Raw genomic sequence first — 9983 nt, 5'->3', positions numbered from 1 at the left:
CGGTAGGGATAGGCGTTGAAGTCGCACACCACGCTGTCCACCTTCAGCACTTGGTTGATGTTCCCGGCGATGATGCGGTTGTAGTACCCCTTCTCCGCGAAGTCCGAATAATAGTGGTACACGCTCTTGTCCGCCAGCAGCAAGGCACGTTTCACGTTGTGTTCAATCGCGCTTTTTTCAGGTGATAGCGTGAAGAACATCTCGTGGAAACGGCGCACATGTTCCCGTGCCTCCGCCGGGCGGTTCTGCGACAAATCCTGAGACAAGGCGAGCATCAGGCTCTTGCCGTTGTCCAGCACATAGATTTTCTCCCGTTGCTTCTCTGCGAAACGGTAGGAGTTCCACACGCTCCACACCGTCACCACGGCGCACAGCGAGAGGAAGACGATACCGAACAGGCGTATCTGCCTGAACGACGATTCGATGTTTCTAAGTGATTTGAATTCCATTTATATTTTCCAATTTATGATTGCACATTGATTATTTCAGCAATTTGCCGACACGTCCGACTGCGTTTCCTGCGGCTGCACCCGCCACGCTGCCCGCCATGCTTCCGGCTCGTCCCGCCATCTGGTTCACGTTGCGACCGTAACCGCCCATGCCTCCGGCTTGGATAATCCAGCCCGCAACGGTGGGAATGGTAAAGTAGCCGATGATGCCGATGCAGAGGAATACGATATACACCCCGTCGCTCGAATCCAGCGAGAAGTTCGGGTCTGCCTGCATCCGCTCGATGTCGTTTTGCAGCATCAGAACCTGTATCTTCGCCAGTATGGTGCTGAACATGTCCGATACCGGTAGCCACAGATAGACCTGTATATAGCGGCATATCCACTGCGTGAGCGTGTTTTGGAAACCGTCCCATACCGACAGGGCGAAGGCTATCGGACCGAGAATCGCCAGCACCACGAGAAAGAAGGTGCGGACGGTGTCTATCACGAGGGCGGCGGCTTGGAACAGCAGTTCGAGTATCTCGCGGAAGAAGTCGCGGATGCTCTTCTTCATGTTGTACATTCCCCGGTCGATATACATTCCCGCCATCGTCACCATGTCGGAGGGCGACCAGCCGAGTTCCTCCAGTTGCTTGTCAAATTCCTCGTTGGACACGAGGTAGGCGGTTTCGGGGTTGCGTACCATCGCCTCGTATTCCAGTTTGTCCTTCTGCTCCCGGTATCGGTTCATGTCCAGCGTTTCCGCCTCCAGCATCTTTGCCGTGCCCTGTACGACGGGTGAGAGGATGCTGTTTATCGTGCCCAGCACCACAGTCGGGAAGAACATGATGCACAGACCGATGGCAAAAGGACGGAGCATCGGGAATACGTCTATCGGTTCAGCTCTCGCCAGCGACTGCCATACCCGGTAGGCGACGTAGAACAGCGCACCCAGCCCGGCGATGCCTTTCGCCACACCAGCCATGTCCCCACACAGCGGCATCATCTGCTCATAAAGTGAACGTAAAATCTGATGAAGGTTGTCGAACTTCATAGGCTACCAGTATCTTTCGTTCATGTTCCCGTACAGCCCCATGATGCGGTCGAGGTCGTTCTTCTTTTTCGCACGCAGGTAACTCACGGAGATGTTCTTGTTCGTGTAGTAGCTCACGAGGTTGCGGTAACGCTTCATCTTCGAGTGGCAGCGTTCCACCACGTCCATGCGCTCCTTGTCGGTCATGGAGAGCGTGGTGATGTTCACCACGTTCCTGAGTTCCGTCAACACTTCGTTGCTTTCCTCCAGCAGTTTCGTGTAGCCGAAAGCGATTGCGGAAAGCTCTTCGGGTCTGAAATTCCCGTCACGGAGCATCCGTTGGAAACTGTTCACATAGATGTCTGTGATGTCGCCCACCATCAGGATGGTCTGCTGCACCTTGCGGGCGTCCTTGACCAGATTGTTCACCGATTTGAGGGCATCGTAATACTTCTTGCCCTGCTGATAGATTTTCACCGTCTCCTGAAAGTTGCTCACCATGTTCGTGGCGGTCTTGGAGGTATGGATGATGTTTTTGGAGGCATTGATGATGCCCTGCGCTAGATTGCCCGGATCGCTTACGACCCACTGTGCGCTTGCCCTGCCCGCGAAAAGCAGGCACAGGCAGATAATCATTGTTATTCTTGTTCTCATGTTACTTTGGATTTTAGTGGTTGTTATTCTTCGGTCGGATGTCCCGGCTGCGGCTTCACCCGCACATAGTCCCCGTTTGGCGAGAAAGTCAGCACATCCGTGGCCTCGTTGTAGGACACGTCGATGCGGAAGCCGGTGTTCATGAACAGGTTGCCGTTCTCCTCCTGCAAGAGATAGGTTTCCGGCTTGAGCTTGCGGCGCAGACCGCTACGACGGAACACCGTCACTTTGTAGGCTTCGCCCTCCTTGTAGATAAGCACGTCAGGTTTTCCCTCCACGCTCTCCCAGTTCCCGCACAGCATGTCGCGGCGGTTGTCGGCCACGTCGCAGGATTGCAGCATCATGACCGCCAATCCGATAAGGCACTTGCTGACTTGCAGCATTTTCACTTTTGGTAAATTCATACGCGTTTTTCTTTTTTGGTTGATACATTCTGTTTTTTAGTTATTCCTTGTTTCTCCGCCTTTCGGCAAGCTGCCGGATGGCGGCTTCGATGTCGTCGCCCAGCTTCTCCGCCAGACGGTAAACCTCCACTTTTTCCGTTTCCTCGGTGGTGTACGCCAGATACTCTTCCGCGCTGACCTCCGTGGCATAGACCGCCGACTGCGTGCCGCCCAAGCCTATCCACACCTCCTTGTAGAGCCGTGAAGGGTTGTTCGCCATGTTGATGGAGAGTATCTGCGACTTCTCCTTTTCCGTCAGTCCGAGCAACGCCTGTATCTGGTCGAACTTGTTCATATATTTCCTTTGGTCAAGCAGGATTTTACAATCCGAGTTGTTGATAATGCTCTCTTTGACCACCGGAGAACTGATAATGTCGTCCACCTCCTGCGTCACCACGATTGCCTCGCCGTAATATTTTCTGACCGTCTTATACATATAGCGCAGGTATTCAGCCATGTTCGCCGATGAGAGGGCCTTCCAAGCCTCTTCCACGATAAGCTGTTTCCGCACGCCTTTCAGCCGCCGCATCTTGTTGATGAAGGCTTCCATGATGATGATGGTCACGACGGGGAACAGTTCGCGGTTTTCTTTAATCGAATCTATCTCGAAGACGATGAACCGCTTGCCGAGCAGGTCGATGTTCTCCGTGGAGTTGAGCAGGAAATCGTAACGCCCGCCCCGGTAATACTGCCGCATGGTGGTGAGCATGTTGTCGATGTTGAAGTCGGACTTCTCCACCTTGATGTCACGCTGTGCCAGTTCCTTGCGGTAGTCGTCACGCATATACTCGTAGAAGGTGTTGAACGACGGCACGATGCTACGGTCGGATTGGATGCGCTCAATATAGGCACTCACGGCACTGCCCAGCTCGCCGCTCTCCGTCTTTGTCACCTTGTCGTCCTCCGACTTCCAGAGCGTCAGCAACAGGGTCTTGATGCTGTCCTTCTTCTCCACGTCGAAGATGTAATCGTCGGTGTAGAACGGGTTGAAGCTGATGGGCTTATCTTCCGTGTAGGTGAAATACACACCGTCCGCTCCGCCTGTCTTGCGTCGGATCATGCCGCACAAGCCCTGATAGGAGTTTCCCGTGTCCACCAATACCACATGTGCGCCTTGCTCATAATATTGGCGCACGAGGTGGTTCATGAAGAAAGACTTGCCGCTGCCCGAAGGACCCAGCACGAACTTGTTGCGGTTGGTCGTGATACCTCGCTTCATGGGCAGGTCGGAGATGTCAAGGTGCAGCGGTTTTCCCGTGAGCCTGTCCACCATCTTGATGCCGAAGGGCGAGAGCGAGCTGCGGTAGTTGGTTTCCTCTGTGAACAGGCACACCGCCTGTTCGATGAAGGTGTGGAAACTCTCTTCCGCCGGGAAGTCCGCCGCATTGCCGGGTATCGCCGCCCAGTAGAGTGTCGGGCAGTCGATGGTGTTGTGGCGCGGCACGCATTCCATGCTTGCCAGCTGGCTGCCCACGTCGTTCTTTATATGCTTCAGCTCCTCCGCGTCGTCGCTCCACGCCATGACGTTGAAGTGTGCCCGTACCGAGGTCAGTCCGTAGGAATGGGCTTCGTTCAGGTATTGGTCTATCCACTCGCGGTTGATGCTGTTGCTCCTTGAATAGCGAGATAGCGACTGCATGTTACGGGCGGACTTCTCGAACTTCTGCAAGGTTTCCTCACTGTTGTCTATCAGCACATACTGGTTGTAGATATGGTTGCAGGAGAGCAGAAGCCCCACCGGGGAGGCGAATGACAGTCGGCAGTCACTCCGGTCGGTGGAGAGCTTCTCGTAACGGGTGTCGGTAGCCACCTTGCCCGGCAGGTCTTCCGCGTCGGAGAGGGTGTGCAGACACAGGCGGTTGTCGCCGATGCGCATCTCCCTTGCCGAAAGCTCGATGTCCTGCAAGGTGGTGTCACCTTCCGGCATGAGCGAGAAGTAGCGTTCAATAAGTCCCGTCTTTCCCTCAGTACCCACAATCTCATCGGTGGAGAGGCGGCGCAGCCTGACAAGCCCGCTGTCGTTCATGATGCGCTCGAACTGTTCGCAGGCTTCCAAGAACTTGGTCGTGGTTTCCCTGTCCAGCTCCTTCGGGATGATATGTCCCCGGCACAGCGTGCTGAAATTGCTCTGCATCCGGTTACGCTCCTTTGTTGTCTTGGTCAGGTAGAGGTAGCAGGTGTGTTTCAGGTACGGACGCTCGTTGAAGTGACGCTCGAAAGAGCGGCTTAAAAAGCTCATGTCGTCCTTCTGAAGCTCCGGTTTGTAGCGTTCCTTGATGAACCAGTCCTGTTTGTGGACGACGGAGTAGTCCGGCAGCACCTTGATAGCCTTGCACCAGCAACTGTGTATCGCCTCGTACTCCGCACCCGTCACGGTGTAAAGTTCCGGTAGTTCCACCTCGAAAGCCACCGTGATGTCGGCGTCCTTTGAGATGATGCAGCCATGCTCCACCGCTAAAAGTGGGAACCTGTTTTCCAGTGTTGTCATTTTCGATGTATTCCTCATTGTCTTTCTTCCTTTCGTTGTCGTTTGAACAGACGGGTTATCCGCCGCCGGTTGATAAGGTATCGGGGATGGCTCCGTGCCGCTCCTAATTTCATCAGCCCGTGTTCACCGTACCGGGCGTTCAGCGCGAAGGTCTGCCATACAAGGAGGGAGGACGATGCCGCGCCGAAGCCGATACATATCCACTGGTCGATACCGACCATGTAGAGGATGACGAACAGGACGAAGAGAGCCAGCAGACCTCCGCAGAAGATGAAGAGGTACTGTGCCTTCAAGCCCTTGAACTCTACCGGACGGCCGATACCCTTGTTGATTGGGTATTCAGCCATACATTATTTATTAAAGGAAGAATGAGCGCAGGATGGTGGCGGCAACAATCAGGAAGATGCACGCGCCGAACCACGAGGCGGCTGTCTTGCTGGTGTCGGGGTCGCCCGATGAAAACTTGCCGTACACTTTTACGCCCCCGATAAGCCCGACGACTGCACCGATGGCGTATATCAGTTTAGTTCCGGGGTCGAAATAAGAACTCACCATAGAGGTGGCTTCGTTGATGCCCGCGATGCCGTTTCCCTGCGCGAAAGCGGAGGCGGTTGCGGCGATGACAAGTGCCGCGGAGAGGATTGCTTTTCTGTTTTTCAAGATGTTCTTGTTCATAAACTGTTCTTGTTTTTTGCCGTCAAAAGGGTGGATGGTCCTTTGTCGGGCGGTTGATACTTTGTTTCTTTACTTTGGTTTTAGTGGATGCCCGTTTGTTTCCACGGACGTGGGCGTGTCCGTTGCGGATGGGGATGCGCCTTGCGTTTCCTCGCCGCGTGGGTTGATGTCATTCTTTCATGTTCATTTCTTTTATTGTTGTCATACATAGTTGCGAATGTCGAACTCCTCGATGTTGTCCGGCACGACGAACTCCTTTTCAGATTTCTTCAGCCGAATCTCGATAAGCCCCTTGATGCGGATGCCTATCTCCGAAGAGCCTTCCATCATTTTCTCGTACAACTCCGTGCCCTCCATGTCGGTGAACACCTTAGCCGCCTTTTCACGTTCCGCCTGTGTCGCGTCCGGGTTTTTGGCGGTCTTGCAGGCGTCGTCAATCTCGTCAAAGCTGCTGCCCGAAGCCCGTGGCGTGTCCGAGGCGTCCTCTTCCGGTTCGTCGTCCCCGTATCCCAGTTCCTCCGGCGGTATGCTCGTGAAGGTCTCATCGAGTTTTTCCTCCGGGACTTGTGCCGGGCGGGATGCGTTTCCCGTTTTTCCGTCGTCAAAAGTAGCCTCTTCCTCCGACAGCTCAATGCCTTTTTCAATAGTGGCGGCTTCTTGCGTCGGTATGGCAGCGGTTGTCCGGGTGGATGCCATCCTGAAACGGCTCTTGCCGATGATGTCCGCCTTTTCCGCAGGGACTTCCTCGTGTGCCGCTATGCGTTTAGCCTCATTCCCGTCCAGTGACCGCCATAATCCGACAATGCCCTTGAAGAAGCGGACAATCCGCGTGTCCATGATGCGCTCGTAAAGGAGCAGGAACAGGAACCAGAGGTTGCAGCCGACCGATACCGCCAGCAGAATGTCTGTCATGCTGATTGTGTAATTCATATCCTTCCGTTTTTGGTTAGAATACTGAATTGTAATTTCGGGCATAAAGGCTCTTTATCGCATCTTCGCACTGGTTGAAGTGGTGCGTCAGCACATGGTCGATGTAAGCGGACAGCGTAAGCCGGTCATGCCCGATTACACGGGTGATACGCATGATACGCTCGTGGTACTCCGGGCGCACATACGCCATCTTCCCCTCACGTGCCTTTACTTCCGGGTCGCGGATGAACAGGCGTTCATAGTCCTTCTCACTGCATTTGCCGCTTACCGGGACAGGCGACAGTATTTCCACACTCGCCTGCACTTGGGTAAACATACCTCCGCAGTCTTGCTGTGGTCTTTTTTCATTCGGTGTCATTTCTTTTTCCATTTTCAAATCAGATCTTCACGTTGTTTCTTGTACAGTTCGTTGATTCTCTCCTTGTGCTGTTCCAGATGCTGGCGCAGCACGGTATCCACATATCCGCCTACTGAGATTTCCCCTCCGGCGATGTCGTTCACGATTCTGAGGATCTTGCCGTGGACGTCACGGCTGATATAGACACATTGGCGGGTCTTTATCTCGTTGCGGCGCAGGAATAGCTCGTTGTAGTCCTCGTCCTGCCTTTTCCGGCGTCCACTTTCCCTCTGCGCTTTTTCCCGTGTTACGGGTTGCACAGGAGATGGTTCCGGTGCGGCGGTGTCCTCTTCGGTCGGTGCAGCTGCGGGTACTTCCTGTGCGGGGCGCAGTGTCCCGTCCTGTGTGCGCCGCCCGATGGAGGCTAACAGCAGTTCCTCGTCGATGCCTTCCGTGTTCACTTTCCTGCTGCCCATGCTCACTGCGGTCTGATGATGTCGCTTATCTCTTCGGAAAACTCCCGGATGCCACTCCCTTTCAGCAGTGCCGTGTCCATCGGGAAAATGGTGGAGCGGAAAACGCTCTTGCGCTCTTCCGAAAGGTCACGGCGGAACTTCTTGCTGTCGGGCAAGCGGGTGGAAAGTACCGGAAAGCCCATTTCGGCTATCACTTCCTCGTAGATGCCGTACAAGTCGTTCCTCTCCCTGCCGTCCACCATCGTCCAGAACAGATGCAGCCCCTTTGTTTTCGCCTGTCCGGTAGTCATCAGCCTGTCGCGGAACATCGTGACGAATTTCAGGGTACTCTCCACGACAAAGCGGTCGGCACTCAGCGGAGTGAAAATGTAGTCCATCTGCGAGAGCGTCTTTATCACGCCGTTGCTTCGGAGTGTGCCGGGCATGTCGAAGAACACCACGTCGGGTTTCACGTCCTCAGTGGCAATCATCCTCTCGGCATCGTCGAGGGCGTTCACCGCATTGCTTTTGACGATGGTGTAGGCGTTCTTTTTGATCCGGCGGAAATGGTCGCAAGCGAGAGCCTTGAAGTAGGTGCTGCTGTCGATAAGCCCCATTTCGTGTTCGCGCAGCCCGTGGATGCTGTGCTGCGGGTCGTCGCAGTCCACGACGGCGACATTGTAGCCTTTCACGTTGTGCAGGTAGCTGGCGGCAAGTGCCGTGACAGTGGATTTGCCGATGCCACCTTTCTGTGTTGCGAATGCAACGAAGATTTCCTTACTCATAGTTCCATTTATTTTAATTGTTGATGATTTGTTTTTCTGTTTCCATACGGATTTGGCTGTCGCACCATCCGCTTCCGTGACTACACACGCAGGCGGGTCGTCGCGTATCCGGTTCTGTGGTGAAGCGGTGCGTCGGACAAATGGTGATTGACGACATTGCGTCATGAAGTCATTGAATCCATACGTCACCGAATTGTCGGAGAACCGGGTTTCCGACGGTTCGGGTATCCGTTTCGGCAAGTATCCGAAGAAGCGGATTTCCGGGTATTTGAATGTTCCGTTTATCATATCTTCAAATCGTTCGTTTCTTGAATCATGCTGCAAATAAACAAGTATATTTTGGAACCTGTATCACTTCTCCGGCAAGTGGCGGCACGTTGCGCCGGTTGGCAGTCATTGACCGGGTCAAGCATCTGTCCGATACCGCTTTAAGGGCGTAACTTTGCACCCGGACAGCAGGGTTCGCCGATGACGCGCGGCCCGGAGTCCTGAAAGGTATTTTCCCAATCCGTCCCCTGACGGATTTTTATGTTCACCTGAACATAGCAAGATGTCTTTTCAGCCGCTCAAAATATTTTGAGCAGCCACGAAAAGCACTTGCCCTTGCAGGGGGCGGGCTTTCCCTCCGAAGTCGGGAAGCCTTTCAGAACTGCGGTGCTGTAATCCGAAGCGGCGGCTTATGCCGTCAATCCGCTAAATCCAAAGTAATATGAAAGAGAAAAGGAAAAGCAAATCAGGGAGAAATCCCAAACTTGATCCGGCGGTGTACCGGTACACCGTCCGTTTCAACGAGGAGGAACACAACCGTTTCCTCGCCATGTTCGGAAAATCGGGTGTCTATGCACGGTCTGTTTTCCTCAAAGCGCACTTCTTCGGGCAACCGTTCAAGGTGCTGAAGGTGGACAAGACGTTGGTGGACTATTACACCAAACTGTCGGATTTTCATGCACAATTCCGTGCCGTGGGTACGAATTACAACCAAGTCGTGAAGGAACTGAGGCTGCATTTTTCAGAGAAAAAGGCGATGGCGTTGCTCTACAAATTAGAGCAACACACCGTCGAACTCGTGAAACTGAGCCGCCGGATTGTGGAACTTTCAAGGGAAATGGAGGCAAAATGGTCGCAAAAATCAGTGTAGGAAGTTCGTTGTACGGCGCGATTGCCTACAACGGGGAGAAGATTAACGAGGCGCAGGGGCGGCTTCTCACCACCAACCGCATCTACAATGACGGTTCGGGAACGGTGGACATAGGCAAGGCGATGGAGGGTTTTCTCACCTTCCTGCCACCGCAGATGAAGATCGAGAAGCCGGTGGTGCATATCTCTCTCAACCCGCACCCGGAGGATGTGCTGACCGATATTGAGTTGCAGAATATCGCCCGCGAGTATCTGGAAAAACTCGGTTTCGGAAACCAGCCTTATCTTGTATTCAAGCACGAGGACATCGACCGCCACCACCTGCACATCGTGACGGTCAACGTGGACGAGAACGGGAAAAGGCTCAACCGGGATTTTCTCTACCGCCGCAGCGACCGTATCCGCAGGGAACTGGAACAGAAGTACGGATTGCATCCGGCAGAACGTAAAAATCAGAGATTGGATAATCCGTTGCGCAAGGTGGCCGCATCGGCAGGTGATGTGAAGAAGCAGGTAGGCAACACCGTGAAGGCTCTGAATGGGCAGTACCGTTTCCAGACGATGGGCGAATACCGTGCGCTCCTTTCCTTATATAATATGACGGTGGAGGAAGCG

The 9983-nt window shown here is 54.0% G+C and carries 14 protein-coding genes; 3 read left to right on the top strand and 11 right to left on the bottom strand.

What is annotated here, in order from left to right; genetic code table 11:
* The 11 genes from traK to AB5935_RS22340 form a co-directional block, all read right to left on the bottom strand.
* Nucleotides 1–449 (bottom strand): conjugative transposon protein TraK (traK, locus tag AB5935_RS22390; RefSeq protein ID WP_151940112.1); only part of this gene is annotated, 449 nt, incomplete at its 3' end.
* Between the two features lie 31 nt (nt 450–480).
* Nucleotides 481–1485, bottom strand: a complete 1005-nt coding sequence (traJ, locus tag AB5935_RS22385; RefSeq protein WP_004291518.1) for a conjugative transposon protein TraJ — start codon at nt 1483–1485, stop codon at nt 481–483.
* A 3-nt stretch (nt 1486–1488) separates the two neighbouring features.
* On the bottom strand, nt 1489–2118 hold the full coding sequence (locus tag AB5935_RS22380) for a DUF4141 domain-containing protein (RefSeq protein ID WP_004304283.1): 630 nt from the start codon (nt 2116–2118) through the stop codon (nt 1489–1491).
* 23 nt (nt 2119–2141) lie between these two features.
* Nucleotides 2142–2522: a DUF3876 domain-containing protein gene (locus AB5935_RS22375; protein WP_004291516.1), complete on the bottom strand. Its 381-nt coding sequence runs from the start codon at nt 2520–2522 to the stop codon at nt 2142–2144.
* 40 nt (nt 2523–2562) lie between these two features.
* Nucleotides 2563–5067, bottom strand: coding sequence for a TraG family conjugative transposon ATPase (locus AB5935_RS22370; RefSeq protein ID WP_004291515.1), 2505 nt, complete (start codon nt 5065–5067; stop codon nt 2563–2565).
* Entirely contained in the window at nt 5064–5396 is a 333-nt protein-coding gene (locus AB5935_RS22365; RefSeq protein WP_004291514.1) for a DUF4133 domain-containing protein, read from the bottom strand. The genes AB5935_RS22370 and AB5935_RS22365 overlap by 4 nt, the downstream gene beginning before the upstream one ends.
* A gap of 10 nt (nt 5397–5406) precedes the next feature.
* Nucleotides 5407–5724 (bottom strand): DUF4134 domain-containing protein, encoded by a 318-nt coding sequence (locus AB5935_RS22360; protein ID WP_002560983.1) that lies wholly within the window; start codon nt 5722–5724, stop codon nt 5407–5409.
* Nucleotides 5725–5925: 201 nt separating this feature from the next.
* Nucleotides 5926–6654 carry a hypothetical protein gene (locus AB5935_RS22355; RefSeq protein ID WP_004304280.1) on the bottom strand — a complete coding sequence of 243 codons (729 nt, stop codon included), beginning with the start codon at nt 6652–6654 and terminating at the stop codon, nt 5926–5928.
* A gap of 16 nt (nt 6655–6670) precedes the next feature.
* Complete coding sequence (locus AB5935_RS22350; protein ID WP_004291505.1) at nt 6671–7024, bottom strand: DUF3408 domain-containing protein; 354 nt, start codon at nt 7022–7024, stop codon at nt 6671–6673.
* 2 nt (nt 7025–7026) lie between these two features.
* Nucleotides 7027–7467 (bottom strand): DUF3408 domain-containing protein, encoded by a 441-nt coding sequence (locus AB5935_RS22345; RefSeq protein WP_004291503.1) that lies wholly within the window; start codon nt 7465–7467, stop codon nt 7027–7029.
* A 2-nt stretch (nt 7468–7469) separates the two neighbouring features.
* A complete protein-coding gene (locus AB5935_RS22340) occupies nt 7470–8396 on the bottom strand; it encodes a ParA family protein (protein ID WP_005783105.1) in 927 nt (308 codons plus the stop codon).
* Between AB5935_RS22340 and AB5935_RS22335 the strand changes: the two genes are divergently transcribed.
* The 3 genes from AB5935_RS22335 to AB5935_RS22325 form a co-directional block, all read left to right on the top strand.
* Complete coding sequence (locus AB5935_RS22335; protein ID WP_196029218.1) at nt 8395–8559, top strand: hypothetical protein; 165 nt, start codon at nt 8395–8397, stop codon at nt 8557–8559. The genes AB5935_RS22340 and AB5935_RS22335 overlap by 2 nt on opposite strands.
* 381 nt (nt 8560–8940) lie before the next feature.
* Nucleotides 8941–9369 carry a conjugal transfer protein MobA gene (gene mobA, locus AB5935_RS22330; RefSeq protein ID WP_004291488.1) on the top strand — a complete coding sequence of 143 codons (429 nt, stop codon included), beginning with the start codon at nt 8941–8943 and terminating at the stop codon, nt 9367–9369.
* Nucleotides 9348–9983: relaxase/mobilization nuclease domain-containing protein (locus tag AB5935_RS22325; protein WP_149929846.1), on the top strand; the 636-nt coding region annotated here is incomplete at its 3' end. The genes mobA and AB5935_RS22325, both read left to right, overlap by 22 nt.

The sequence above is a fragment of the Phocaeicola sp. RTP21198st1_B8_RTP21198_201120 genome (assembly GCF_040929485.1).
Taxonomy (GTDB): Bacteria; Bacteroidota; Bacteroidia; order Bacteroidales; family Bacteroidaceae; genus Phocaeicola; species Phocaeicola dorei.
The sequence above is the reverse complement of the archived record's forward strand: the minus strand, read 5'-3'. Positions and strand labels throughout refer to the sequence as shown.

What these genes read in the sequence shown, in the direction of transcription:
- AB5935_RS22380 (WP_004304283.1), bottom strand. Translation starts at nt 2,118, where the DNA reads ATGAGAACAAGAATAACAATGATTATCTGCCTGTGCCTGCTTTTCGCG.
- AB5935_RS22365 (WP_004291514.1), bottom strand. Translation starts at nt 5,396, where the DNA reads ATGGCTGAATACCCAATCAACAAGGGTATCGGCCGTCCGGTAGAGTTC.
- AB5935_RS22335 (WP_196029218.1), top strand. Translation starts at nt 8,395, where the DNA reads ATGAAGTCATTGAATCCATACGTCACCGAATTGTCGGAGAACCGGGTT.
- traJ (WP_004291518.1), bottom strand. Translation starts at nt 1,485, where the DNA reads ATGAAGTTCGACAACCTTCATCAGATTTTACGTTCACTTTATGAGCAG.
- AB5935_RS22370 (WP_004291515.1), bottom strand. Translation starts at nt 5,067, where the DNA reads ATGAGGAATACATCGAAAATGACAACACTGGAAAACAGGTTCCCACTT.
- AB5935_RS22375 (WP_004291516.1), bottom strand. Translation starts at nt 2,522, where the DNA reads ATGAATTTACCAAAAGTGAAAATGCTGCAAGTCAGCAAGTGCCTTATC.
- AB5935_RS22350 (WP_004291505.1), bottom strand. Translation starts at nt 7,024, where the DNA reads ATGGAAAAAGAAATGACACCGAATGAAAAAAGACCACAGCAAGACTGC.
- AB5935_RS22360 (WP_002560983.1), bottom strand. Translation starts at nt 5,724, where the DNA reads ATGAACAAGAACATCTTGAAAAACAGAAAAGCAATCCTCTCCGCGGCA.
- AB5935_RS22355 (WP_004304280.1), bottom strand. Translation starts at nt 6,654, where the DNA reads ATGAATTACACAATCAGCATGACAGACATTCTGCTGGCGGTATCGGTC.
- AB5935_RS22340 (WP_005783105.1), bottom strand. Translation starts at nt 8,396, where the DNA reads ATGACGCAATGTCGTCAATCACCATTTGTCCGACGCACCGCTTCACCA.
- AB5935_RS22345 (WP_004291503.1), bottom strand. Translation starts at nt 7,467, where the DNA reads ATGGGCAGCAGGAAAGTGAACACGGAAGGCATCGACGAGGAACTGCTG.
- mobA (WP_004291488.1), top strand. Translation starts at nt 8,941, where the DNA reads ATGAAAGAGAAAAGGAAAAGCAAATCAGGGAGAAATCCCAAACTTGAT.